Here is a 24,718-nt window from a genome sequence, read left to right on the forward strand (position 1 = left end):
AAAAAAACAAGTAGTCCACTTATATGGAGTTAGTTAGGTGACTAAAACCATTTGAGTGCGCATACGATTCATGCTTATAAGACGATATATTCACACAAATAAAATACTGGAGGCAAAAAAATGGATTTAAAAGTTGGTGTTATCGGAACAGGCGCAATTGGAATCGAACATATTAAAAGAATCAATGAAAAGGTACAGGGTGCATTTGTTACTGCCGTTTCTGATATCAATGTTGATCAGGCAACGAATTTAGCAAATCAGATTAACGCAGTCTTTTTTGAAACAGGAGAAGAATTGATAGCTTCATCAAATGTGGATATTGTTGTTGTGACCTCGTGGGACCCAACCCATGAAAAATACGTTCTAGAGGCAATCAAACATGGAAAATATGTATTTTGTGAAAAACCGCTTGCGACAGATAGTGCAGGATGTAAACGAATTGTTGATGCAGAAATTGCAGCTGGGAAAAAATTAGTTCAAGTTGGCTTTATGAGAAGGTATGATCGAGGCTATATTGAACTGAAACAGGCAATTGAAACGAGACAATTCGGGGAACCTTTAATGTTACATTGTGCCCACCGAAATCCCACAGCAGATGAAAACTATCTAACACCGATGGCAATCATTAACACAGGCATTCATGAAATTGACGCACTACGTTGGTTGTTGCAGGAAGATTATGTCTCAGCCCAAATGATTTTACCGAAACAAACAAGCTTTACTCATGAAAAATTACATGACCCGCAAATGCTGATCTTAGAAACAACATCTGGTATCCATATTGATTTAGAGATTTTTGTTAACTGTCAATTTGGTTATGACATCAAGTGTGATGTGGTTTGTGAAACCGGAGAAATTGGCTTAGAAGATCCAGCTTATACACACGTAAAATCAAAAGGAAAAAACTATACAAACATCTCCCCGGATTGGCAAACTCGTTTTGTTGAAGCCTACGATTATGAATTTGAATTATGGGTACGTTCGATTCAAGATGGCAACTTGGCCGGTCCTACTGCGTGGGATGGCTATGTAGCAGCTATTACGATGGATGCGTGTGGAAAAGCACGAGAATCAGGAGAGAAAGTCAAGATTCAATTAGAAGATTGTCCTGCATTATACAAATAAATTAATTAATCGGAGGTCAGAAGATATGGAGAAAATAAAAGTTGGTATTGTCGGATTAGGCCGTTTAGGAAAAGTTCATGCAAAAAACTTAGCAGAAAACATTCAAGGATGTCAGTTGATTGCGGCCTGTAGCTTTGTTCAAGAAGAACTAGATTATGCAATCGCAGAGTTAGGGGTAAAAGAAACCTATAAAACGTATGAAGAAATGGTCAAAAGTCCAACGATTGATGCCATATTTATCGTTTCTCCATCTGGCTTTCATTGCCAACAAATCCAGTTGGCGATGGAACACGGCAAACATGTATTTAGTGAAAAACCCATCGGCTTAGATATAGATGAAATAAAAGAAACCCAAAAAGTGATCCAAAAACATCCAGATCTAGTCTTTATGCTTGGGTTTATGCGTCGTTACGATGACTCGTATCGCTATGCTAAACAGTTAGTAGAAGCAGGTGAATTAGGGGAACTTACTGTTATTCGCTGTTACAGTATTGATCCGAGTTCAGGAATGGAAAGTTTTGTCAAATTTGCAGGAGCTAGTGATAGTGGCGGAATATTCGTTGATATGTCGATTCATGATATTGACTTAGTTCGCTGGTTTACAAAAAAAGAAATTCAAACAGTCTGGGCAATTGGCAAAAATGCTGCTTATCCAGAGCTAGATAAAGTAGGCGAGCTGGAAACAGGAACTGCACTTATGCAGTTGGAAGATAAAACAATGGCCATCTTAGTTGCTGGTCGGAATTGTCATCATGGTTATCACGTAGAAACTGAGCTGATTGGAACTAAAGGAATGTTGCGGGTGGCGGCAGCTCCAGAGAAAAATTTAGTGACAGTTATGAACGAACAAGGTGTTGTACGGTCTTGTTCACAAGATTTTCCAGAGCGTTTTCGAGAAGCCTTCATAAACGAAGCAAAAGAATTTATTGCCTGTATCAAAGAAAAAAGACAACCAGAGATTTCAGCCAATGACGGATTACAGTCAACAAGAGTGGCGTTAGCATGTAAAGAATCATTTGAAACGCATAAACTAATTACTATTGAAAATAAATAAGAACTACCAAAATAGAAAGGGGAGAAAAAAATGAATCAACAAAAAATCCGTCTAGGTATTGCACCGATTGCTTGGACGAACGATGATATGCCTGAACTAGGCAAAGAAAATAGCTTTGAACAATGTATCAGTGAAATGGCTTTAGCAGGATTTACGGGAACCGAAGTGGGAAATAAATATCCGAAAGAGCCAGAAGAGTTAAAGTCTTATCTTGATATTCGAGGACTATCGGTAGCAAGTGCGTGGTTTAGCGCTTTTTTAACCACGAAACCTTATGAAGAAACGGAACAAGCTTTTATTGATCATATGAATTTTTTATATGAAATGGGAGCCAAAGTAATTGTTGTTTCCGAACAAGGGCACAGTATTCAAGGACAGATGGAAACAGCGCTTTTTAAGGAAAAACCAGTTTATACGGATGAGGATTGGAAGATGTTAGTTGCAGGTTTAGAACGACTAGGAGAATTAGCGAACACCAAAGACATGTCGATCGTTTATCATCACCATATGGGGACGGGGGTTCAAACCGCAGAAGAAATTGACCGTTTGATGGAGTTAACTGATCCGGAAAAAGTGTCATTACTTTTTGATACAGGCCATTTAGTTTTTTCTGGTGAAGATCCTATTTCTGTTTACCGAAAACATCAAAAACGAATCAAACACATTCATTTTAAAGATATTCGAGAAGCTGTTGCAAAACAAGTCAAAACCACGGAACAAAGTTTTCTGAATGCAGTTAAAGCCGGGGTGTTTACTGTTCCAGAAGATGGAATGATTGATTTTATCCCGATTTGGGAAGAGATTGAAAAAAGTGGCTATAGTGGATGGATTGTAGTAGAAGCAGAGCAAGATCCAGCAAAAGCTAACCCTTTTGAATATGCAGTGAAGGCGAGAAAGTATATTCGTGAGATCACGAATATATAAAATCCGAAAAAAGGCGGGGGAGTTATGAATATATTTTCTCTTATTAGTTTTGTCGTAATTGTAGCATGTGTGTGGTTGTTTGCTTACAGCCGCTCAAGAGGTGTAGATACATCAGGGTCGGAAGGTTTTTTCATGGGAGGAAGAAGTCTAACGGCTTTGCCGATTGCAGGATCCATTATTATGACCAACTTATCTACAGAACAAATCGTTGGGCAAAATGGCCAAAGTTATCATGCTGGTATGGAAGTGATGGCTTGGGAAGTAACGGCGGCTATTGCTATCGTTGCGTTGGCAGTCGTTTTTTTACCGAAGTACTTTAAATATGGAATTAATACTGTTTCAGATTTTATCGAAATTCGGTATGATACGTTAACTAAAAGAATTATCTCAATTCTATTTATTGTTACGTATATGATTTCTTTTTTACCTGTGGTTTTATATTCTGGCTCATTAGTGTTCAATAAAATTTTTCATATTGATGAACTACTAGGCGTTCGTCCAATTATCGCTATTATTTTGGTTGCCTTGATTATTGGTGTTATCGGTATTTTATACTTACTGATTGGTGGTTTATCATTAAGTGCAAATAGTGATACCGTTTATGGCGTAGGGTTGTTGCTTTGCGGATTGTTGGTGCCGATTCTAGGTGTGATGAAGTTAGGTAGTGGGAATTTTATCGGAGGACTTGATTATATTGTGGATCATACGCCATGGTTGCTTAATTCTGTTGGGGCGATCGACTCAGCGATTGTGCCGTGGCCGACGTTACTTACAGGAATGTTGTTTAATAATTTATATTTCTGGTGTACCAATCAAATGATCGTCCAAAAAGCGTTATCTGGGAAAAACTTAGCAGAAGCACAAAAAGGAACATTCTTAGTGGGGATTTTTAAAGTATTTGGGGCCTTGTTCTTGGTATTTCCAGGGATTGTTGCTCGTAATATTTTCGGTGATGCATTGATGAGTAATCCTGATAATGCCTATCCCAATCTGGTGACAGAAGTTTTACCGCAAGCTTTGTTTGGTGTTTTTGCTGCAGTGATTTTTGGCGCGATTCTCTCCTCTTTTGCAGGTGCTTTGAATGCCACCGCAACACTATTTTCCCTAGATTTTTACAAACCGGTAATTAATAAACAAGCCAATGACCATCAAATTGCACGGGCAGGGAAAATTGTTACTATAATAGTTGGAATAATCTCGGTTGTTGTAGCACCGTTCATATCATTTGCACCCGCAGGATTATATCAATTTGTACAAGAGTTTAATGGATTGTATAATATGCCGTTGTTGGTGATTATTCTATTTGCTTTTTATTCAAAGAAAGCAACAGCAGTTGCAGCGAAAGCGACGATTGCCATACACATTGTTTTGTATGCGCTGTCAAAATTCTTTTTAAAAGACATTCACTTTCTGTATGTATTAAGTATCCTATTCTTTTTAGATGTTTTGATTATGTTAGCAATCTCTAAATGGAAACCAGACGGAAGCTTTGTGCTAGAGTCATTTGATACAAAAGTGGACATTAAGCCATGGCGTTATACAAAAATCGTATCTGTTGCTTTAGTGTTGATCGTTATTCTAACATATGTTGCTTTTTCCCCCATGGGTTTGGCTAGTTTGAAATAAGTGCTAGTATTGAGTTGGTTAGGGAATTAATTATCAAAGGTACAGGAGGATTACTATGGAAAAGACAATTTTAATTATTTGTGAATCGGGAATAAGCGCATCATTATTAGTGTCAAAAATTCTTGAAACAATAAAAGAAAAGCATTTAGACTACATCATTGATTACGCCCCAATAAGCAGAGTAAAAGAGAAGATTGACTTTAAAAATTATGATGTACTTCTTTTGACGCCGCAAGTTGCCCGGCACAAAGAGAAAATACAAACGATCATTGATCAAAAAAAATGCACGTCTGAAGTTATATTTATTAAACCAGAAGACTTTCAATACATGAATGTGGAAAAAATTATTAGTGCATTTTGAGAAAGTGTAAAGTAGTAGGAAAAAACTATATAATTATGAAATAAGTAAATAGGAAAAAGAGTGAATAAAACATCTTCATTTCAATATGAATTGTATTTAAAATAATTCAATTCGTGTTGAAGTAAAGATGTTTTTTTCTTTTGTCTCACACTCTGCTAGATAGAATAGTTAAGGATGATATAAAAGGATTGTTTATATCGGATGTATTAAAAAAATATATAAAAGGATGGTTAAGTTTGTATTATGTTATAATAATAGTGTTGTTGATATGAATCCAAAACGAGAATGGGAGGAAATAAATAGAATAATTGAGTGAAAAAAAGTTGGGTAAACATAATGAAAAATTTTTAAGTTTGTTGAATGACAACTAAGGAGAAAATTATGTTTAAAAAAATTATCGGTTTAGTAACTATTTTAGTACTGTTTGTTGGATTATTTTCATTAAGTACGTTGAGCAAAGCGCAGGAGCTTTCAGATCAAAAGTTTATAGACAACTTTACTTTTGATAAGGAAGAAGTCCAAGTAGGTCAAAATTTAAAATTATCGTTTGAGTTTAGTGAGAAAGAAGAATATGATTTAAAAAGTGGAGACACCTTAACATTGAAGTTACCACCTGAATTAAGAGGATTTCATACAGACTTTCCTTTAAATGATGCAAATGGTACTAGTTTTGGTATGGTGCATGTGGTAGATGACCAAATTCAAATTGTATTCAATGATACGGTAGAAAAACTATTGAATATCCGAGGTAAATTTGTTGTCACTGCCCAAGCGCAAGGGGTGGAATCAGGAGAGTCGAAAGAAGTGACAACTAATTTTGGGAAAGAAACGATTCCCTCTAAAACAGTGACCATTCACAACCCAGAAGGCGGTGGAGAAACACCAGATATATTCTTCTATAAAACAGGAGATATTTTACCAGATGACCCTTCAACCATTCGTTGGTTTTTGAATTTTAATATCAATGAACAAGAACTGCCCGATCAACCAGTTCGCCTCGCGGATAAATTTGGTCAGGGGATGTTGATGAAAGATGGTGTGCTGGAGTTGCGCTTTTCAGATGGTCAAACTTTTACCCCGGAAGAATTCAATGAGAGTGGTTATGGATCGATTAATACTGAAAAGACAGGATTAGATATTGAGGTTTCAGGTAGCTTTTTGTCTAAGAAAAATTTGACTGTCTATTATGAAGCCGAAATCACTGAATTTGGGCACATGTTGGAAAAATTTGATAACTACTATCAGCTTGACTATCATGACATGTCAGGTATTGTTGAGGACTCAAACGGAGCAATAGTCACAAACATTTCTTATGGCGGAGAAATCATTGGGGAACTACCAGGGAAAAGCGAATTAAAAATTATTAAGTATGTAACGGGACATCCAGATGAGCGAATCAAGAATGTAGCATTCTCCTTGTACACCAATGACGGTACACTTTTGGATGACAAGTTAATGACGAATGAAGCTGGCGAAATTCTGGTAACGGATTTACTAGAAGGGACCTATTATATAAAAGAAACAGCCGCTCCGGCAAATGTGATTTTTGATGCTAATCAGGAGTATTGGTTCAGTATTCAATCTGGAGATGAAAAAGGGGTCTTACTGGCTGTTGAAAATGAAAAAAATGACACGCCGACAGTGTTTCGTGGTGAAAAAATTTGGGCAGATGATAATGATATAAAAAAGAAACGTCCAGAAAGCATTACAGTCAATTTGCTACAAAATGGAATGAAAATAGCTAATCAAGAAGTTAGTTCGTCCGAAGCAGGCCAGTGGCTATATGCTTTTGAAGGTCTTGAGAAATATGATGAAGAAGGAAATCTTTATCAATATACAGTCTCGGAAGAACCTGTTCCCTATTACGAATCTAGTATTCAAGGGACGACAATCATTAATACATTTATAATAGAAGAAACAGGTACTTCAGAAGATGAAAAAAATGATCCAGAAGAAATAAAAGAGGAACAGGTCTTGACGGTTCAGTCTGAAAAACATGATGAACCAAAAAAACAGTCGGACAAAAAAGAAGAAAGTCAGAAGAAGTTGCCTAATACAGGGGAGAAGATACCTAATTTAACGGCTCTTTTGTGGATGATTTATATAATTGGTAGTTTTATGTGCTGCTATCGTTTTGTAAAAATAAATGAGCAATCTATTAAGTAAGGTTGGTTAGAAATAGAGAATGTCGCAAACAAGTCATTCGATGAACTGTCGAACGAACTTTTTTTGCGGTGTTTTCTATTTTTACGTTCTTTACATTTAGAAGCTAAAAATGAATACTCACCTTATAAAAAACAGATAAAAAAAAGTTGATTTTTCGAAAAAAAACCTTGCTATTACAGTGTTTCTGTAATATACTTACAAAGGTGCTATTTACAGAAGTGTGAAAAGCATTGGTAAATCAAGCTTTTGATCTACCGGCTAAGAAACGAGAGGTTGCGACACGCCCGGACGCTTTGCCACGAACGAGCGTGACGGAAAAATTTTCGTGGAGCTATGTCTACTTTCAAAATAGGCGAAGGAGGGAACAAGATGGCAAAACAAAAAATTCGTATCCGTTTAAAAGCGTATGAACATCGTATTTTAGATCAATCAGCGGATAAAATTGTGGAAACAGCAAAAAGAACTGGAGCTGACGTGTCAGGACCAATTCCATTACCAACAGAACGCTCGCTTTACACAGTTATTCGTGCGACTCATAAATACAAAGATTCACGCGAACAATTCGAAATGCGTACGCACAAACGTCTAATCGACATTGTGAACCCAACACCAAAAACAGTTGATGCTTTAATGAAGCTTGACTTACCATCTGGTGTGAATATTGAAATCAAACTATAAAATCAAGATGATGGAGGTGTACTCATGACCAAAGGAATCTTAGGAAAAAAAGTGGGAATGACACAAATCTTTACTGAGTCTGGTGAATTAATTCCAGTAACAGTAGTTGAAGCTACGCCAAACGTAGTGTTACAAGTAAAAACTATTGCAACTGACGGATACGAAGCTATCCAAATCGGTTACCAAGACAAACGTGAAGTTTTATCGAACAAACCTGCGAAAGGTCATGTTGCAAAAGCAAACACGGCTCCTAAGCGCTTCATTAAGGAATTCAAAAATGTTGAGCTGGGAGAATATGAAGTAGGTAAAGAAATTAAGGTAGATGTTTTCCAAGCAGGAGACATTATTGATGTTACAGGAACTTCGAAAGGTAAAGGATTCCAAGGCGTTATCAAACGTCACGGACAAAGCCGCGGACCAATGTCTCACGGTTCTCGTTACCACCGTCGTCCTGGGTCAATGGGTCCAGTAGCACCTAACCGTGTATTTAAAAATAAAAAACTTGCTGGCCGTATGGGTGGCAACCGCGTAACAATTCAAAACCTTGAAATTGTTAAAGTGGACGCTGAAAGAAATGTAATCATGATCAAAGGTAACATTCCTGGAGCGAAAAAATCATTAATCACAATCAAATCAGCTGTGAAAGCTAAATAAGCGTAGAGAAAGGAGGAACTAAGGAATGCCGAATGTAGCATTATTTAAACAAGATGGAACTCAAAATGGTGAAATCACTTTAAACGAAGAGATTTTTGGAATCGAACCAAATGAAACAGTTGTCTACGATGCAATCATCATGCAACGCGCTTCATTAAGACAAGGCACACACTCAGTAAAACACCGCGGAGAAGTTCGTGGCGGCGGCCGTAAACCATGGCGCCAAAAAGGAACTGGACGTGCTCGTCAAGGTTCAATCCGTTCACCACAATGGCGTGGAGGTGGCGTAGTCTTCGGACCAACACCGCGTTCTTACAGCTACAAACTTCCTAAAAAAGTTCGTCGTTTAGCAATGAAATCTGTATTGTCAGATAAAGTTGCTGAAAACAACTTGGTTGCTGTTGATGCGTTAAGCTTCGATGCACCAAAAACAAAAGAATTTAAACAAGTTCTTACAAACTTATCTATTGATACTAAAGTATTAGTTGTTCTAGAAACTGAAAATGATTTCGCAGCGTTGTCTGCACGTAATCTACCAAACGTTTCTGTAGTAACTTCTGATAACGTAAGTGTTCTAGATATCGTTTCTAATACTAAAGTATTGGCAACACAAACTGCTCTTACTCAAATTGAGGAGGTGCTTGCATAATGAACTTACTAGACCTAATCAAACGCCCAGTGATCACTGAAAAATCCATGCTAGCTATGGACGAAAAGAAATACACTTTTGAAGTGGACACTCGCGCAAACAAAACATTAGTAAAACAAGCTGTAGAATCAGCTTTTGAAGGTGTTAAAGTAAAAAACGTAAACATCATGAACGTACGTCCTAAATTCAAACGTATGGGTAAACATGCTGGATACACTAAAAAACGTCGCAAAGCAGTTGTGACATTAACAAATGATTCAAAAGAAATTCAAATTTTTGATGCTGCTGAATAAGCAGTCCATGTTTAACTACTAAATGGGAGGGAAAAAGACGTGGCGATTAAAAAGTATAAACCTACCACAAATGGCCGTCGTAATATGACAGCATCTGATTTCGCTGAAATCACGACATCAACACCAGAAAAAACGTTGTTGGCGCCATTAAAAAACCATGCCGGTCGTAACAATAACGGTCGTATTACAGTTCGTCATCAAGGTGGCGGTCACAAACGTCAATACCGTTTGATTGACTTCAAACGTAATAAAGATAACGTTGTAGCGGTTGTCAAAACTATCGAGTATGATCCAAACCGTTCTGCTAACATTGCGTTAGTACATTACGAAGATGGAATTAAAGCATACATTCTAGCACCAAAAGGATTGGAAGTAGGCATGCGCCTAGTTTCAGGTCCAGAATCAGATATTAAAGTAGGGAACGCATTACCATTGGAAAATATTCCAGTAGGTACTGTTGTCCACAACATTGAAATGAAACCTGGTAAAGGCGGTCAATTGATTCGTTCAGCTGGAACAAGTGCTCAAGTACTTGGTAAAGAAGGCAAATACGTATTAATCCGTTTGAACTCAGGAGAAGTTCGTATGATCTTAGCAACATGCCGTGCAACTATCGGTTCAGTTGGTAACGAACAACACGAATTAATCAACATCGGTAAAGCTGGCCGCTCTCGTTGGATGCGTAAACGCCCAACTGTACGTGGTAGCGTAATGAACCCGAACGATCACCCACACGGTGGTGGTGAAGGTAAACAACCGATCGGACGTAAAGCTCCAGTATCACCTTGGGGTCAACCAGCTATCGGCTTGAAAACTCGTAACAAAAAAGCGAAATCCGATAAATTTATCGTTCGTCGTCGTACTAAATAATTTTTTTGACCATGTGTCGTACATTTTGAGAGGAGGTTCACCATGGGTCGTAGTTTGAAAAAAGGACCTTTCGTCGATGAGCATCTAATGAAAAAAGTAGAAGCTCAAGAAGGTGCTGAAAAGAAAAAAGTAATTAAAACTTGGTCTCGCCGTTCTACAATTTTCCCACAATTTGTTGGGTTTACAATTGCTGTATATGATGGGCGTAAACACGTTCCAGTATACATTCAAGAAGACATGGTAGGACATAAATTAGGTGAATTTGCACCAACTAGAACTTATCGTGGCCACGGTGCCGACGATAAGAAAACTAGACGTTAATTTTGAGGGGAGGAAATGCAAATGTCAGAACAAATTACATCAGCTAAGGCAACTGCAAAAACAGTTCGCACTTCACCTCGTAAAGCACGTTTAGTAATCGATCTTATCAGAGGTAAAAGCGTTGCGGATGCAATTTCAATCTTGAAATTCACACCGAACAAATCTGCTGGAATCATTGAAAAAGTTTTAATGTCAGCAGTTGCTAACGCAGAAAACAACTTTGACTTAGACGTTGAAAACTTAGTAGTATCTGAAGCATTTGTCAACGAAGGACCAACAATGAAACGCTTCCGTCCTCGTGCAAAAGGTTCAGCATCACCAATTAACAAACGTACAAGTCATCTTACAGTAGTAGTATCAGAAAAATAATTTGTTTCTTTAAACAGATAACACTAGATAAGAGGAGGAGCCTAGGATAAAGGGATCATAAGGGACAACGTTCCTTACAGACACCTTGTACTGTGCCACATCAGTTCTGCAAAGCAGTCACTGTGTGTTACAGCAATGGCTACCGAACCTCAAAGAGAATTTTTTTCTTCAATAGAAAAAGAATCTCAACAATTAAGAGGAGGGACAATCAGTGGGTCAAAAAGTACATCCAATAGGAATGCGTGTAGGCATCATCCGCGACTGGGATGCAAAATGGTATGCTGAAAAAGAGTATGCTGAGTTCTTACACGAAGATTTAAGAATCCGTAAATTTATCGCGACAAAACTTGCTGATGCCGCTGTGTCTACAATTGAGATCGAGCGCGCTGCAAATCGTGTGAACATTTCAATCCACACAGCTAAACCAGGTATGGTTATCGGTAAAGGCGGATCTGAAGTCGAAAACCTTAGAAAATCATTGAATCAACTAACTGGTAAAAGAGTTCACATTAACATCATTGAAATCAAAAAACCAGATTTAGATGCAAAATTAGTAGGCGAAGGAATTGCACGTCAATTAGAAAACCGTGTTGCTTTCCGTCGTGCTCAAAAACAAGCGATCCAACGCACTATGCGTTCAGGCGCTAAAGGTATCAAAACACAAGTATCAGGTCGTTTAAACGGTGCTGATATCGCTCGTTCAGAAGGTTACTCTGAAGGTACAGTTCCACTTCACACTTTGCGTGCAGATATTGATTACGCATGGGAAGAAGCAGACACAACTTACGGAAAATTAGGAGTTAAAGTGTGGATTTACCGTGGAGAAATTCTTCCAACGAAAAAAAACACTGAGAAAGGAGGGAAATAATCATGTTAGTACCTAAACGTGTAAAGCACCGTCGTGAATTTAGAGGTAAAATGCGTGGTGAAGCCAAAGGCGGAAAAGAAGTAGTATTTGGTGAATGGGGTTTACAAGCAACTGAATCTCACTGGATTACTAACCGTCAAATCGAAGCTGCCCGTATTGCTATGACTCGTTATATGAAACGTGGCGGGAAAGTATGGATTAAAATTTTCCCTCACAAATCATATACAAGTAAAGCTATCGGTGTTCGTATGGGTAAAGGTAAAGGGGCACCTGAAGGCTGGGTTTCACCAGTTAAACGTGGCAAGATCATGTTTGAAATCGCAGGCGTACCTGAAGAAGTAGCTCGTGAAGCACTTCGCCTTGCATCCCACAAATTACCGGTGAAAACCAAAATTGTAAAACGTGAGGAAATGGGTGGTGAATCGAATGAAGGTTAAAGAAATCAGAGAATTAACCACTGCCGAAATGCTTGAAAAAGAAAAGCAATTCAAAGAAGAATTATTTAATCTTAGATTCCAACTAGCAACAGGTCAATTAGAAAACACTGCACGTATTAAAGAAGTACGTCAATCGATTGCACGCATCAAAACAGTATTGCGTGAACAAGCTAACTAATAGTGGAAGGAGGCCAAACGCGTATGACTGAAGAAAGAAATCAACGCAAAGTTTACCAAGGTCGTGTTGTTTCAGACAAAATGGATAAAACAATCACTGTTGTCGTAGAAACGAAGAAAAACCACCCTATTTATGGTAAACGTATGAAATATTCTAAGAAATACAAAGCTCATGATGAAAACAACACTGCAAAAGTTGGAGACATCGTAAGAATCATGGAAACTCGTCCATTATCAGCTACAAAACGTTTCCGTTTACTAGAGGTAGTCGAAGAAGCAGTTATTATCTAATAAAAACGAGATTTTCCTATATAGATTGAAACATAAAATCTGAAAGGGGGATACACATCGTGATCCAACAAGAAAGCCGATTAAAAGTCGCAGACAACTCAGGTGCTCGTGAAATCTTAACGATTAAAGTACTAGGTGGTTCTGGACGTAAAACTGCTAATATTGGTGACGTGATCGTTGCTACGGTTAAACAAGCAACACCAGGTGGAGTTGTCAAAAAAGGTGAAGTCGTAAAAGCCGTTATCGTTCGTACTAAATCAGGAGCTCGTCGTACAGACGGTTCATACATTAAATTTGATGAAAATGCTGCTGTAATTATTCGTGATGATAAGAGCCCGCGTGGAACTCGTATCTTCGGTCCTGTTGCACGTGAATTACGTGAAAACAACTTCATGAAGATCGTTTCTCTAGCACCAGAAGTATTATAATCAGGACACGTATCAAAGGAGGTGCGAAACAGTAATGTTTGTTAAAAAAGGCGATAAAGTGAAAATTATCACTGGTAAAGACAAAAACAAAGAAGGCGTTGTATTAGCAGCGTTTCCTAAAAAAGACAAAGTCATCGTTGAAGGTGTTAACATCATGAAAAAACACCAAAAACCAAATCAAGCAGCGCCGCAAGGCGGAATCCTAGAAGTCGAAGCGCCGATTCATGTTTCTAATGTAATGGTGATTGACGGAACAGGTGTAGCTGGTCGTGTAGGTTACAAAGAAGTCGATGGTAAAAAAGTCCGCGTTTCTAAAAAAACCGGTGAAGTCTTAGATAAATAGATTAAAAGGAAGGAGGGGCTTACTAAATGAACCGCCTGAAAGAAAAATATATTAAAGAAATTACTCCATCATTAGTGGAAAAATTTAATTATAGTTCAGTTATGCAAACACCTAAAGTTGATAAAATCGTTATTAACATGGGTGTGGGTGACGCTGTTTCAAACGCAAAAAACTTAGATAAAGCAGTTGAAGAATTAGCATTGATCACAGGTCAAAAACCTTTAATCACAAAAGCTAAGAAATCAATCGCTGGTTTCCGTTTACGTGAAGGAATGCCAATCGGTGCGAAAGTTACTTTACGCGGAGAAAGAATGTACGAATTTTTAGATAAATTAGTATCTGTTTCTCTACCTCGTGTACGTGACTTCCACGGAGTAAGCAAAAAAGCCTTTGATGGACGTGGTAACTACACTTTAGGTATTAAAGAACAATTAATCTTCCCAGAAGTTGATTATGATTTAGTAGATAAAGTACGCGGTATGGACATCGTTATTGTAACAACAGCAAACACAGATGAAGAATCTCGTGAATTGTTGGCACAATTAGGTATGCCATTCCAAAAATAATAAAAGGAGGCGAACTACGTGGCTAAAAAATCAATGATTGCTAAAAACAAACGCCCTGCAAAACATTCAACACAAGCGTATACTCGTTGTGAACGTTGCGGACGTCCACATTCAGTTTATCGTAAATTTCATCTTTGCCGTATTTGCTTCCGCGAACTTGCCTATAAAGGTCAAATTCCCGGCGTGAAGAAAGCTAGCTGGTAAACAAGTAAACTCGCATAAAGGAGGTAAATAGTTCAATGGTCATGACAGATCCAATTGCAGATTTTCTAACGCGCATTCGTAATGCAAACATGGTTAAACATGAAAGCTTGGAAGTGCCTGCGTCAAAAATCAAACGTGATATCGCTGAAATCTTGAAACGTGAAGGTTTTGTACGCGATGTAGAATATATTGAAGATGACAAACAAGGCGTGATTCGTGTTTTCCTTAAATACGGTAAAAACGAAGAACGTGTTATCACTAACTTAAAACGTATCTCTAAACCAGGCTTACGTGCTTATGTCAAATCTGACGAAGTACCTAAAGTATTAAATGGTTTAGGAATCGCAATTATCTCTACTTCTGAAGGTGTTGTAACTGATAAAGAAGCAAGAGCTAAAAACATCGGCGGCGAAGTAATCGCCTACGTATGGTAATTTAAAAAAACACACAAGGAGGTGTCTCTAAGTGAGCCGTATTGGTAATAAAATCGTTGTACTTCCTGCTGGCGTTGAAGTCAAACAAGAAGGAAACAACATTACTGTAAAAGGACCTAAAGGTGAATTAACACGTGAGTTTTCTGCTGATATCACAATGAATATCGAAGGAAACGAAGTAACTTTCACTCGTCCAAATGATAGCAAAGACATGAAAACAATCCACGGAACAACTCGTGCGAACTTCAATAACATGGTTGTTGGTGTAAGTACAGGCTTTGAAAAAGGACTTGAACTTATCGGGGTTGGGTACCGTGCTCAAATGCAAGGAACTAAATTAGTTCTTAACGTTGGATACTCTCATCCAGTAGAAATCACACCACCAGCTGGTGTAACTGTAGAAGTACCTTCGAACACACAAGTTGTTGTTAAAGGCGCTAACAAAGAACACGTTGGTGAATTAGCAGCTAACATCCGTGGCGTTCGTCCTCCAGAACCTTATAAAGGCAAAGGAATCCGCTATGTTGGCGAATTCGTACGTCGTAAAGAAGGTAAAACTGGTAAATAATAGTAGTTCGTTTGAATTACTATTCGCAGCTTAAGTGCTAGCATAATTAAAGAGGTGACAATTGTGATTACAAAACCAGACAAAAACAAAACACGTCAAAAGAGACATCGCCGTGTACGTAACAAAATCTCTGGTACTGCTGAGTGCCCACGCTTGAACGTTTTCCGTTCTAACAAAAACATCTACGCTCAAATTATTGATGACGTAGCGGGTGTAACGCTAGCAAGTGCCTCTGCCTTAGATAAAGAAATTTCAGGTGGAAACAAAACAGAAACAGCCGCAGCTGTTGGTAAATTAATCGCTGAACGTGCCGCTGAAAAAGGCGTTAAAGTAGTAGTCTTTGACCGTGGTGGATACCTTTACCATGGCCGCGTGCAAGCTTTAGCTGAAGCAGCGCGTGAAAATGGACTAGAATTTTAGGAGAAGGAGGAACACCATTCATGGTTTATATTGATCCAAAACACTTGGAATTAGAAGATCGCGTTGTTGCTATCAACCGTGTAACTAAAGTTGTTAAAGGTGGACGTCGTCTACGCTTTGCTGCATTAGTTGTTGTGGGCGATAAAAACGGTCACGTTGGCTTTGGGACTGGTAAAGCACAAGAAGTGCCAGAAGCAATCCGTAAAGCAATTGAAGACGCGAAGAAAAACTTAGTTGAAGTGCCTATGGTTGGTTCTACTATCCCTCACGAAGTGATTGGGGTATTCGGTGGTGGCCGTATCCTTATGAAACCTGCAGTAGAAGGTTCTGGGGTAGCCGCTGGTGGACCAGTTCGTGCCGTATTGGAATTAGCTGGTGTAGCAGATATTACATCAAAATCATTAGGTTCAAACACACCAATCAACGTTGTTCGCGCAACAGTTGAAGGGTTAAAACAATTAAAACGTGCCGAAGAAGTGGCAGCACTTCGTGGTAAATCTGTAGAAGAAATCTTAGGATAAGGAGGACAAAATAATGGCTGAATTAAAAGTTACTTTAAAACGCAGCGTTATCGGACGTCCTCAAAACCAAAAAGATACAGTTAAAGCATTAGGTTTAGGTAAACTAAACAGCTCTGTTGTGAAACCTGCTAACGAAGCAATCAAAGGTATGATCAACACTGTGTCACATTTAGTGGACGTTGAAGAAGTTTAATTTACAATAGTACATTGTTAAGGAGGTGCCAAACCAATGAAACTTCATGAATTGAAACCTGCTGAAGGCTCACGCCAAGTACGTAACCGTGTTGGACGTGGTACTTCATCTGGTAATGGTAAAACTGCCGGCCGTGGACAAAAAGGGCAAAAAGCTCGTTCAGGTGGTGGTGTAAGACTTGGATTTGAAGGGGGTCAAACTCCATTATTCCGTCGTTTACCAAAACGAGGCTTCACGAACATCAACCGTAAAGATTATGCAGTTATCAACTTAGATATCTTAAATCGTTTCGAAGATGGAACTGAAGTTACACCTGCTGGACTTATCGAAGCTGGAATCGTGAAAAACGAAAAAGCTGGGATCAAAGTTCTTGCCAATGGTGAACTAACGACTAAAAAATTAACTGTGAAAGCAGCTAAATTCTCTAAAGCAGCAGAAGAAGCAATTGTTGCAGCTGGTGGATCAATCGAGGTGATCTAATGTTTAAACTATTAAAAGATGCTTTTAAAGTCAAAGACATTAGATCAAAAATTTTGTTTACTGTATTCATTCTTTTTGTATTTCGTTTAGGTGCGCATATAACTGTACCTGGCGTAAATGCAAAAGGATTGCAAGACTTAAGCAATTTGCCATTTTTAAATATGTTGAATATGGTCAGCGGTAGTGCAATGCAAAACTTCTCTATCTTTTCGATGGGGGTTTCGCCTTACATTACAGCATCAATCATCATTCAATTATTACAAATGGATATCATTCCTAAATTTGTAGAATGGTCGAAGCAAGGTGAAGTTGGACGTAAGAAATTGAATCAAGCAACAAGATATCTAACGATTGTCTTGGGTATTGCTCAATCTATGGGTATTACCGCTGGATTCCAAAGCTTAAGTCAAGCCGGGATTGTAAAAAATCCTAACATCAGTACCTATGTGATGATCGCTGTTATTTTAACTGGGGGAACAATGTTTGTTACTTGGTTGGGAGAGCAAATTACTGAAAAAGGAATCGGTAATGGTGTTTCAATGATTATCTTCGCGGGAATTATTTCTCGTTTACCAGAAGGAATCAAAGAAATCGTTGACGATTACTTTATCAATATTGAAGCCTCTAAAATTTGGCAGTCTGCTATTTTTATTGTGATTTTAATTATTGCAATTTTAGCTGTAGTTACGTTAGTAACATTTTTCCAGCAAGCAGAACGAAAAATTCCGATCCAATATACAAAACGCGTTTCTGGTGCACCAACGAGTAGTTATTTACCATTAAAAGTAAATGCTGCAGGTGTTATTCCAGTTATCTTTGCCAGTTCATTGATCGCAACGCCGAATGCCGTTTTACAAGCCTTCTCTAAGAGTTATTCTGGTGAAGGATGGTATGATATAATGACACAAATTTTTAGTTACAATACCGTTCCAGGTGCAATTATTTATACTGTACTGATCGTTGCTTTCACATTCTTCTATGCTTTTGTTCAAGTTAACCCTGAGAAATTAGCGGAAAACTTACAAAAACAAGGAAGCTATATTCCAAGCGTACGACCAGGTAAAGGGACAGAAGAATATATATCTGGAATGTTAATGAGACTAAGTGTTGTCGGTTCTATTTTCCTAGGTTTAGTTGCATTACTACCAATCATTGCACAAATGATTTGGAAGTTACCGCAATCTATCGGTCTAGGAGGAACTAGCTTGCTGATTGTGATTGGTGTTGCTTTAGAAACAGCTAAACAATTAGAAGGTTTAATGTTGAAACGTCAATATGTTGGCTTTATCAATAAGTAGGAATAGTGTGTTGAGGATTATCCTCAGCACCATTCTCTCATTGGGCTAGCTTCAAAAGCCAGCCTTTAAAATTAGGAGGAAATGAAATGAACCTCATTTTAATGGGATTGCCTGGAGCAGGCAAAGGAACTCAAGCAGAAAAAATCGTTGATACTTACGATATTCCACATATTTCTACAGGAGATATGTTCCGTGCTGCTATGAAAAATGAAACTGCTCTTGGCTTAGAAGCGAAATCTTATATCGATAAAGGTGCTTTGGTTCCAGACGATGTAACAAATGGAATTGTCAAAGAACGTTTAGCTGAACCAGATACTGATAAAGGCTTTTTATTAGATGGTTTTCCGCGGACTTTGGATCAAGCAGAAGCATTAGATAAAATGTTAAAAGAATTAAATAAAAAAATTGATGCTGTCATTGATATACATGTTGAAGAAGACATTTTGGTTGAACGTTTAGCTGGTCGGTTTATCTGCCGTACTTGTGGAGCAACTTACCATAAAATCTTCAATCCTCCTACTGTAGAAGGAACATGCGATCGCTGCGGCGGACATGATTTTTATCAAAGAGAAGATGATAAGCCTGAAACGGTTAAAAACCGTCTGGCAGTAAACATCAAAAGTAGTGCACCGATTTTAGACTTTTATAAAGCTAAAAGCGTATTGCATACAATAGATGGTAATCGCGATATCGATGCTGTTTTTTCTGAAGTGAAGCAAATCATTGAAAAAAGATAGTTGTTTGAATTGCCCGCAGCCTACCATTTTGTTTGATTCAGATTCTCTTGCCAAATAGAATAGTTTATGCTAGAATATATCAGTCCGACTTCTATCTTTTTTAAGAAGAAGTTTAATTGAAAATTCTGGGTGGGAGCTGAAGTTTCCGCCATTTTATCGTGTGAAAATGCGAAACAAGTACAAGGAGGTACTGTGCGTGGCAAAAGAAGATATGATTGAAGTCGAAGGTACAGTCGTCGAAACTTTGCCGAATGCAATGTTTAAAGTTGAACTAGAAAATGGACACCAAGTTCTTGCAACTGTTTCCGGTAAAATCCGTATGCACTATATTCGAATTTTACCTGGGGATAAAGTGACTGTAGAGTTATCTCCATATGATTTAACTCGTGGTCGAATCACTTATCGCTTTAAATAATTGTACTCCGTAAAATTCAGGGAGGTATTATCATGAAAGTAAGACCATCAGTAAAACCAATGTGTGAACATTGTAAAGTAATTCGCCGTAAAGGACGTGTTATGGTCATTTGCCCAGCAAATCCAAAACATAAACAACGTCAAGGATAATAGGAGGTGTAACGAATAATGGCTCGTATTGCAGGAGTAGACATCCCTCGTGATAAACGTGTAGTAATTTCCCTTACTTATATTTTTGGTATTGGTAACACTACTGCTAAAAAAGTTTTAGCAAACGTTGGCGTATCTGAAGATATTCGCGTTCGTGACTTAACGAACGATCAAACAGATGCCATCCGTGCGGAAATTGATAAGTTAAAAGTTGAAGGTGATCTTCGTCGTGAAGTGAACTTGAACATCAAACGTTTGATGGAAATCGGTTCATACCGTGGAATCCGTCACCGTCGTGGATTACCAACTCGTGGACAAAACACGAAAAATAATGCACGTACTCGTAAAGGCCCAGCTCGTACTGTAGCAGGCAAGAAAAAATAATTCCTAAGTGAAGGAGGTTAGATCTTCATGGCAGCAAAAAAAGTTAGTCGTAAACGCCGTGTGAAAAAGAATATAGAAACTGGGATTGCACATATCCATTCTACATTCAACAATACAATTGTAATGATCACTGACAGTCATGGTAATGCATTAGCATGGTCATCAGCAGGATCATTAGGCTTTAAAGGAAGTAAAAAATCAACACCGTTTGCAGCTCAAATGGCCGCAGAAGCTGCAACTAAAGCAGCACAAGAACACGGACTAAAAACTGTTGATGTAACAGTTAAAGGACCAGGTTCTGGACGTGAAGCAGCGATTCGTTCATTGCAAGCAACAGGTTTAGAAGTGACTGCAATTCGTGACGTGACTCCAGTTCCTCATAATGGATGCCGCCCTCCAAAACGCCGTCGTGTTTAATGAGTGCCACTCATTCTGAGTTTGAATTAAGAACGTCATTGAACAAGACACTTTTCGTTTTGAAAGGGGTATAGATAAGAATGATTGAATTTGAAAAACCAAGAATCGAAAAAATTGATGAAAATAGAGATTATGGCAAGTTCGTCGTTGAACCACTGGAAAGAGGTTACGGGACTACTTTAGGTAATTCTCTACGTCGTATTTTATTATCTTCTCTGCCGGGAGCGGCTATTACAAATATTCAGATCGATGGTGTGTTGCATGAATTCTCTACCATTAAAGGTGTGAGAGAAGACGTAACTCAAATTATTTTGAATATTAAAGGTTTAGCTCTTAAGCTTTATGCGGAAGAAGAAAAAACCCTTGAGATCGATATTACAGGACCTGCTACAGTAACTGCTGGCGATATTATCGTTGACAGCGATGTTGAGATCTTGAATAAAGATTTAATTATCTGTAGTGTCTCTGAAGGAGCTACTTTCCATGCTCGCTTAACAGTGAAACCTGGTCGTGGCTATGTTCAAGCAGACGAAAACAAAAAGGAAGATATGCCAATTGGTGTTCTCCCAGTTGATTCCATCTATACACCAGTTCGCCGTGTAAACTACCAAGTAGAAAACACTCGTGTTGGTCGTCGTGATGACTTCGACAAATTAACAATGGAAATATGGACTGATGGTTCAATCATTCCTCAAGAAGCCCTTAGCTTAGCTGCTAAGATTATGACGGAGCATTTAGACATCTTTGTTAACCTAACAGATGAAGCGAAAAACGCTGAAATCATGGTTGAAAAAGAAGAAACACAAAAAGAAAAAATGCTAGAAATGACCATCGAAGAACTAGACTTGTCTGTTCGTTCATATAACTGTTTAAAACGTGCAGGTATTAACACTGTACAAGAACTTACAAATAAATCTGAACCAGAAATGATCAAAGTACGTAATTTAGGTCGTAAATCTCTTGAAGAGGTTAAGCTAAAATTACATGATTTAGGTTTAGGCTTACGTAAAGACGATTAATACTTTTTACGAAGGAGGAAAACCAACGTGGGTTATCGTAAATTAGGACGCACATCAAGCCAACGTAAGGCAATGTTGCGTGACTTAACTACTGATTTAATTATCAATGAACGTATCGTTACGACTGAAGCTCGTGCGAAAGAAGTTCGTTCTACAACAGAAAAAATGATTACTTTAGGCAAACGTGGAGATCTTCATGCTCGTCGTCAAGCAGCTACTTTTGTACGTAATGAAGTTGCTAGCGTACGTGAAGAAAACGAAGCAGTTGTTGTTGAATCAGCTTTACAAAAGTTATTCAATGATCTTGCACCTCGTTACGCTGAACGCCAAGGTGGTTACACTCGTATCTTGAAGACAGAACCAAGACGCGGAGATGCAGCACCAATGGTAATTATCGAATTTGTTAAATAATCAAACTATACCGTCACTTTATAGATGATTCTTTTAGAGTGTTATGATGTTGGAGGCGACTCCTAGTCTAGCTCAACGCTTTCCCTGTCAAACTTGTTTGGCAGGGGAGCACTCATCATATGATAAGGTGTATTTTTTTGTCCTAAGAATTTATTCTTAGGGCTTTTTGTTTTGGCTTGGGAAATTCACTTATCGTTGTTATGTTATTGCATCTTAGTGCGAATTTTAGTATACTTTTATTAGTCGCAATTTTCTGACAAAAGAAAAGGAGTTTTAAAGGGGGATTAACATGGCACAATTGACAGCTTTTACGTTACTAATGGGGATATTGTACATTGGAGACGTTGTATCAGCCAAAACGAAAGCATGGATTTCATCCGTTTTTGTTTGTGCAGTATTATTTGTTATAGGTTACTGGACATTTTTTCCAGAGAATATCGTTGAGATTGCAGGTATTCCTCCAGTAGTTGCTACATTATTGATGTATCTGTTGATTACGAATATGGGGACATTATTATCAATCAAAGAGCTAGCAAATCAATGGAAAACAATTGTGATCACACTTTCAGGGATTTTAGGAATTGTTGTATTATTATTAACGGTGGGATCATTAATGTTTGATTTTAAAACGGTTTTAGTAGCAGTACCGCCATTAGTTGGGGGTGTTGTTTCATCATTGATTATGTCAGAAGCTGCTCAAACGGCTGGTCTGACATCATTGTCGGTATTAGCTATTTTGATTTATGTGATGCAAGGGTTTGCCGGATACCCTTTAACATCTATTATGTTAAAAAAAGAAGGAAAACAAATGCTTGAAAAGTATCGTAATGGTGAATGGACACCAACACATGAGATAGAAAATAGTCAGTCAGAGGAAGTCGATGAAGATATTCCCAAATTATTTAATAAGGTTCCCAAAAAATACCATACGGATTTTTCACGAATCTTTCGTTTAGCGATTGTGGCTTTATTAGCCTATTATATTTCAGTTTGGTGCGGGCCGTTTCTAACGATTAGTCCATTTGTCTTATGTTTATTTTTTGGTGTAGTTGCTTCTTCATTAGGCTTTTTAGAAAAACAACCACTAAAAAAAGCCAACAGCTTTGGTTTTGCTATTCTAGGATTAATGTTATTTATTTTTGATGGATTAAAAAAAGCGACACCTGAGATGTTAGAAGAATTATTGGTACCAATGGTAGGAATCATTATTGTTGGTGTTATTGGAATGTATATTTTTTCTGCAGTTGTCGGAAGGTTACTAGGAGTTAGTAAAGAAATGGCGTTTGCTGTATCTCTGACTGCTTTGTATGGCTTTCCAGCAGATTATATTATTACAAATGAAGTCATTCAGTCATTGACCGAAGATGAAAAGGAAAAAGAAGCCTTAACGAGTCATATGATGCCGCCAATGTTGGTTGCAGGATTTATAACGGTCACGATTGTATCCGTTATATTAGCTGGAATCTTTTCGAGTATTTTACTGAGTTTATAGGAATGAGGGAACGAAATGAGAGAACTAAAAACTTTGATCCAAAAATATACAGAAGACATGATTGATTTTAGAAGAGATTTACATCAACATCCAGAGTTGCAATTTGAAGAGTTTAGAACTACTGAAAAAGTTGCTGAAGCGTTAGACGAAATAGGTATTCCTTATCGTAAAACTGAACCTACAGGAATTATTGCTAATTTAGTTGGCAGCAAACCTGGTAAAACAGTTGCTTTACGTGCCGATATGGATGCGTTGCCTGTTCAAGAATTAAATGAAGATATTTCATATAAATCACTGGAAGATGGCAAAATGCATGCATGCGGTCATGATGCACATACAGCGATGCTTTTGACAGCAGCGAAAGCCTTAAAAGAAGTACAAGGAGAGCTTAAAGGAACTGTTCGCTTTATTTTCCAACCATCAGAAGAAAATGCTCAAGGGGCTAAAGCAATGGTAGCCCAAGGAGCTGTAGACGGTGTGGATGATGTTTTTGGGATCCATATCTGGTCACAAATGCCTTCTGGAACAGCTTCTTGTGTTGTTGGCTCGTCATTTGCTTCAGCGGATATTTTTTCAATTGATTTCAAAGGGCGAGGTGGACATGGCGCTATGCCAGATGCTTGTGTGGATGCTGCAGTAATAGCTTCCTCTTTCGTTATGAACGTACAAGCTATTGTTTCCAGAGAGACAAACCCACTAGACCCAGTCGTTGTGACTGTAGGGAAAATGGATGTGGGTACACGATTTAATGTCATTGCTGAAAATGCTCGTTTAGAAGGGACTGTGCGTTGTTTTAGCATTGAGACACGTGATCGTGTAGAGAATGCACTAAAACGCTATGCAGAGCAAACTGCAGCGGTGTACGGCGGATCGGCGGCTGTAGATTATAATTATGGAACAGTTCCTGTAATCAATGATGAAGCAGATGCATTATTTGCTCAAGGAATCATTGAAGAAAATTTTGGTAAAGAAGCGCTTGTTCAAGAGCCGCCAACTACTGGTGGAGAAGACTTCAGTTATTTCACTGAAAATACCTCAGGTTGTTTTGCATTAGTCGGTTGTGGAAATCCAGAGAAAGATACACAATGGGCCCATCACCACGGGCGCTTTAATGTAGACGAAGATGCAATGGAAATCGGGGCGGAATTATATGCGCAATATGCATTTGAGTATTTAAATCAATAGCCAATTATCTGAAAGTATAGGATAGAACAAAACTGATTTCTTAGTTTTGTTCTATTTTTTTTGATAGTAGGATGAACGATTGATAAAGAACTAAAAAACTTCCTGTCTTGACAGATAAGAATACACATAACTAGACTTATTTTGTTATAATAGAGGTTAGTGCAAAGATAAGAAGAGATGATTGAAAAAAC

General features: G+C 38.1%; 37 protein-coding genes. All 37 read left to right on the top strand.

Translation table 11 applies throughout. The annotated features are described in order from the left end of the window. Nucleotides 1-120: 120 nt before the first annotated feature. The 37 genes from AC4BB2_RS01470 (at nt 121) to AC4BB2_RS01650 (ending at nt 24,527) form a co-directional block, all read left to right on the top strand. Nucleotides 121-1,125: a Gfo/Idh/MocA family protein gene (locus AC4BB2_RS01470; RefSeq protein WP_490473700.1), complete on the top strand. Its 1,005-nt coding sequence runs from the start codon at nt 121-123 to the stop codon at nt 1,123-1,125. Nucleotides 1,126-1,150: 25 nt separating this feature from the next. After that, nucleotides 1,151-2,179, top strand: coding sequence for an inositol 2-dehydrogenase (iolG, locus tag AC4BB2_RS01475; RefSeq protein WP_490473701.1), 1,029 nt, complete (start codon nt 1,151-1,153; stop codon nt 2,177-2,179). A gap of 30 nt (nt 2,180-2,209) precedes the next feature. Then, nucleotides 2,210-3,103, top strand: a complete 894-nt coding sequence (gene iolE / locus AC4BB2_RS01480) for a myo-inosose-2 dehydratase (protein WP_490473702.1) — start codon at nt 2,210-2,212, stop codon at nt 3,101-3,103. A gap of 24 nt (nt 3,104-3,127) precedes the next feature. After that, the gene (locus AC4BB2_RS01485) at nt 3,128-4,729 is read left to right on the top strand and encodes a solute:sodium symporter family transporter (protein ID WP_490473703.1); all 1,602 of its coding nucleotides are present in this window, start codon (nt 3,128-3,130) and stop codon (nt 4,727-4,729) included. Nucleotides 4,730-4,784: 55 nt separating this feature from the next. Beyond that, the gene (locus AC4BB2_RS01490; RefSeq protein ID WP_490473704.1) at nt 4,785-5,090 is read left to right on the top strand and encodes a PTS sugar transporter subunit IIB; all 306 of its coding nucleotides are present in this window, start codon (nt 4,785-4,787) and stop codon (nt 5,088-5,090) included. Between the two features lie 381 nt (nt 5,091-5,471). Then, nucleotides 5,472-7,256: a Cna B-type domain-containing protein gene (locus tag AC4BB2_RS01495; protein WP_490473705.1), complete on the top strand. Its 1,785-nt coding sequence runs from the start codon at nt 5,472-5,474 to the stop codon at nt 7,254-7,256. A gap of 369 nt (nt 7,257-7,625) precedes the next feature. Next, nucleotides 7,626-7,934, top strand: a complete 309-nt coding sequence (rpsJ, locus tag AC4BB2_RS01500; protein ID WP_002389727.1) for a 30S ribosomal protein S10 — start codon at nt 7,626-7,628, stop codon at nt 7,932-7,934. Nucleotides 7,935-7,958: 24 nt separating this feature from the next. After that, nucleotides 7,959-8,588: a 50S ribosomal protein L3 gene (gene rplC, locus AC4BB2_RS01505; protein ID WP_490473706.1), complete on the top strand. Its 630-nt coding sequence runs from the start codon at nt 7,959-7,961 to the stop codon at nt 8,586-8,588. Between the two features lie 25 nt (nt 8,589-8,613). After that, nucleotides 8,614-9,237 carry a 50S ribosomal protein L4 gene (gene rplD / locus AC4BB2_RS01510; protein ID WP_490473707.1) on the top strand — a complete coding sequence of 208 codons (624 nt, stop codon included), beginning with the start codon at nt 8,614-8,616 and terminating at the stop codon, nt 9,235-9,237. Then, nucleotides 9,237-9,530, top strand: a complete 294-nt coding sequence (gene rplW / locus AC4BB2_RS01515; RefSeq protein WP_069635462.1) for a 50S ribosomal protein L23 — start codon at nt 9,237-9,239, stop codon at nt 9,528-9,530. Before rplD ends, rplW begins: the two co-directional genes overlap by 1 nt. A gap of 39 nt (nt 9,531-9,569) precedes the next feature. Further along, nucleotides 9,570-10,400 (top strand): 50S ribosomal protein L2, encoded by an 831-nt coding sequence (gene rplB / locus AC4BB2_RS01520; protein WP_490473708.1) that lies wholly within the window; start codon nt 9,570-9,572, stop codon nt 10,398-10,400. Nucleotides 10,401-10,442: 42 nt separating this feature from the next. After that, nucleotides 10,443-10,721: a 30S ribosomal protein S19 gene (gene rpsS, locus AC4BB2_RS01525; RefSeq protein WP_069635460.1), complete on the top strand. Its 279-nt coding sequence runs from the start codon at nt 10,443-10,445 to the stop codon at nt 10,719-10,721. A gap of 21 nt (nt 10,722-10,742) precedes the next feature. Beyond that, nucleotides 10,743-11,090, top strand: coding sequence for a 50S ribosomal protein L22 (gene rplV / locus AC4BB2_RS01530; RefSeq protein ID WP_069635459.1), 348 nt, complete (start codon nt 10,743-10,745; stop codon nt 11,088-11,090). 211 nt (nt 11,091-11,301) lie between these two features. Next, complete coding sequence (gene rpsC, locus AC4BB2_RS01535) at nt 11,302-11,958, top strand: 30S ribosomal protein S3 (RefSeq protein ID WP_490473709.1); 657 nt, start codon at nt 11,302-11,304, stop codon at nt 11,956-11,958. Between the two features lie 2 nt (nt 11,959-11,960). Further along, nucleotides 11,961-12,395: a 50S ribosomal protein L16 gene (gene rplP, locus AC4BB2_RS01540; RefSeq protein WP_289868718.1), complete on the top strand. Its 435-nt coding sequence runs from the start codon at nt 11,961-11,963 to the stop codon at nt 12,393-12,395. Continuing rightward, complete coding sequence (rpmC, locus tag AC4BB2_RS01545) at nt 12,385-12,573, top strand: 50S ribosomal protein L29 (protein WP_010766220.1); 189 nt, start codon at nt 12,385-12,387, stop codon at nt 12,571-12,573. The genes rplP and rpmC overlap by 11 nt, the downstream gene beginning before the upstream one ends. Before the next feature lie 23 nt (nt 12,574-12,596). Further along, nucleotides 12,597-12,863 carry a 30S ribosomal protein S17 gene (rpsQ, locus tag AC4BB2_RS01550; protein WP_010761681.1) on the top strand — a complete coding sequence of 89 codons (267 nt, stop codon included), beginning with the start codon at nt 12,597-12,599 and terminating at the stop codon, nt 12,861-12,863. A 59-nt stretch (nt 12,864-12,922) separates the two neighbouring features. Continuing rightward, the gene (rplN, locus tag AC4BB2_RS01555; RefSeq protein WP_010766218.1) at nt 12,923-13,291 is read left to right on the top strand and encodes a 50S ribosomal protein L14; all 369 of its coding nucleotides are present in this window, start codon (nt 12,923-12,925) and stop codon (nt 13,289-13,291) included. A gap of 34 nt (nt 13,292-13,325) precedes the next feature. Next, complete coding sequence (gene rplX, locus AC4BB2_RS01560; protein WP_010761679.1) at nt 13,326-13,634, top strand: 50S ribosomal protein L24; 309 nt, start codon at nt 13,326-13,328, stop codon at nt 13,632-13,634. A 26-nt stretch (nt 13,635-13,660) separates the two neighbouring features. Continuing rightward, complete coding sequence (gene rplE, locus AC4BB2_RS01565; RefSeq protein ID WP_010761678.1) at nt 13,661-14,200, top strand: 50S ribosomal protein L5; 540 nt, start codon at nt 13,661-13,663, stop codon at nt 14,198-14,200. Between the two features lie 18 nt (nt 14,201-14,218). Next, entirely contained in the window at nt 14,219-14,404 is a 186-nt protein-coding gene (locus tag AC4BB2_RS01570) for a type Z 30S ribosomal protein S14 (protein ID WP_002356214.1), read from the top strand. 35 nt (nt 14,405-14,439) lie between these two features. Continuing rightward, on the top strand, nt 14,440-14,838 hold the full coding sequence (rpsH, locus tag AC4BB2_RS01575; RefSeq protein ID WP_010761677.1) for a 30S ribosomal protein S8: 399 nt from the start codon (nt 14,440-14,442) through the stop codon (nt 14,836-14,838). A 31-nt stretch (nt 14,839-14,869) separates the two neighbouring features. After that, nucleotides 14,870-15,406 (top strand): 50S ribosomal protein L6, encoded by a 537-nt coding sequence (rplF, locus tag AC4BB2_RS01580; RefSeq protein WP_069635455.1) that lies wholly within the window; start codon nt 14,870-14,872, stop codon nt 15,404-15,406. Between the two features lie 63 nt (nt 15,407-15,469). Then, nucleotides 15,470-15,826 carry a 50S ribosomal protein L18 gene (gene rplR / locus AC4BB2_RS01585; RefSeq protein WP_010761675.1) on the top strand — a complete coding sequence of 119 codons (357 nt, stop codon included), beginning with the start codon at nt 15,470-15,472 and terminating at the stop codon, nt 15,824-15,826. A 20-nt stretch (nt 15,827-15,846) separates the two neighbouring features. Then, nucleotides 15,847-16,347: a 30S ribosomal protein S5 gene (rpsE, locus tag AC4BB2_RS01590; RefSeq protein WP_069635454.1), complete on the top strand. Its 501-nt coding sequence runs from the start codon at nt 15,847-15,849 to the stop codon at nt 16,345-16,347. A gap of 13 nt (nt 16,348-16,360) precedes the next feature. After that, on the top strand, nt 16,361-16,540 hold the full coding sequence (gene rpmD, locus AC4BB2_RS01595) for a 50S ribosomal protein L30 (protein ID WP_010761673.1): 180 nt from the start codon (nt 16,361-16,363) through the stop codon (nt 16,538-16,540). A gap of 36 nt (nt 16,541-16,576) precedes the next feature. Continuing rightward, entirely contained in the window at nt 16,577-17,020 is a 444-nt protein-coding gene (gene rplO / locus AC4BB2_RS01600) for a 50S ribosomal protein L15 (protein ID WP_490473710.1), read from the top strand. Continuing rightward, on the top strand, nt 17,020-18,318 hold the full coding sequence (gene secY, locus AC4BB2_RS01605) for a preprotein translocase subunit SecY (protein ID WP_490473711.1): 1,299 nt from the start codon (nt 17,020-17,022) through the stop codon (nt 18,316-18,318). Before rplO ends, secY begins: the two co-directional genes overlap by 1 nt. An 86-nt stretch (nt 18,319-18,404) precedes the next feature. Then, nucleotides 18,405-19,055, top strand: coding sequence for an adenylate kinase (locus tag AC4BB2_RS01610; RefSeq protein WP_490473712.1), 651 nt, complete (start codon nt 18,405-18,407; stop codon nt 19,053-19,055). A 196-nt stretch (nt 19,056-19,251) separates the two neighbouring features. Next, a complete protein-coding gene (gene infA / locus AC4BB2_RS01615; RefSeq protein ID WP_002356224.1) occupies nt 19,252-19,470 on the top strand; it encodes a translation initiation factor IF-1 in 219 nt (72 codons plus the stop codon). Between the two features lie 32 nt (nt 19,471-19,502). Next, a complete protein-coding gene (rpmJ, locus tag AC4BB2_RS01620) occupies nt 19,503-19,619 on the top strand; it encodes a 50S ribosomal protein L36 (protein WP_002288710.1) in 117 nt (38 codons plus the stop codon). 18 nt (nt 19,620-19,637) lie between these two features. After that, nucleotides 19,638-20,003, top strand: coding sequence for a 30S ribosomal protein S13 (gene rpsM, locus AC4BB2_RS01625; RefSeq protein WP_010761669.1), 366 nt, complete (start codon nt 19,638-19,640; stop codon nt 20,001-20,003). 27 nt (nt 20,004-20,030) lie between these two features. Continuing rightward, nucleotides 20,031-20,420 carry a 30S ribosomal protein S11 gene (gene rpsK, locus AC4BB2_RS01630; RefSeq protein ID WP_010761668.1) on the top strand — a complete coding sequence of 130 codons (390 nt, stop codon included), beginning with the start codon at nt 20,031-20,033 and terminating at the stop codon, nt 20,418-20,420. An 80-nt stretch (nt 20,421-20,500) separates the two neighbouring features. Beyond that, nucleotides 20,501-21,439: a DNA-directed RNA polymerase subunit alpha gene (locus tag AC4BB2_RS01635; RefSeq protein WP_010761667.1), complete on the top strand. Its 939-nt coding sequence runs from the start codon at nt 20,501-20,503 to the stop codon at nt 21,437-21,439. Between the two features lie 27 nt (nt 21,440-21,466). After that, nucleotides 21,467-21,850: a 50S ribosomal protein L17 gene (gene rplQ / locus AC4BB2_RS01640; protein WP_490473713.1), complete on the top strand. Its 384-nt coding sequence runs from the start codon at nt 21,467-21,469 to the stop codon at nt 21,848-21,850. Nucleotides 21,851-22,139: 289 nt separating this feature from the next. Then, nucleotides 22,140-23,342 carry a hypothetical protein gene (locus AC4BB2_RS01645; protein WP_490473714.1) on the top strand — a complete coding sequence of 401 codons (1,203 nt, stop codon included), beginning with the start codon at nt 22,140-22,142 and terminating at the stop codon, nt 23,340-23,342. A 15-nt stretch (nt 23,343-23,357) separates the two neighbouring features. Further along, entirely contained in the window at nt 23,358-24,527 is a 1,170-nt protein-coding gene (locus AC4BB2_RS01650; RefSeq protein ID WP_490473715.1) for a M20 family metallopeptidase, read from the top strand. The last annotated feature ends 191 nt before the right edge of the window (nt 24,528-24,718 follow it).

The sequence above is a fragment of the Enterococcus sp. AAFC-DPL-5146 genome (assembly GCF_058216635.1).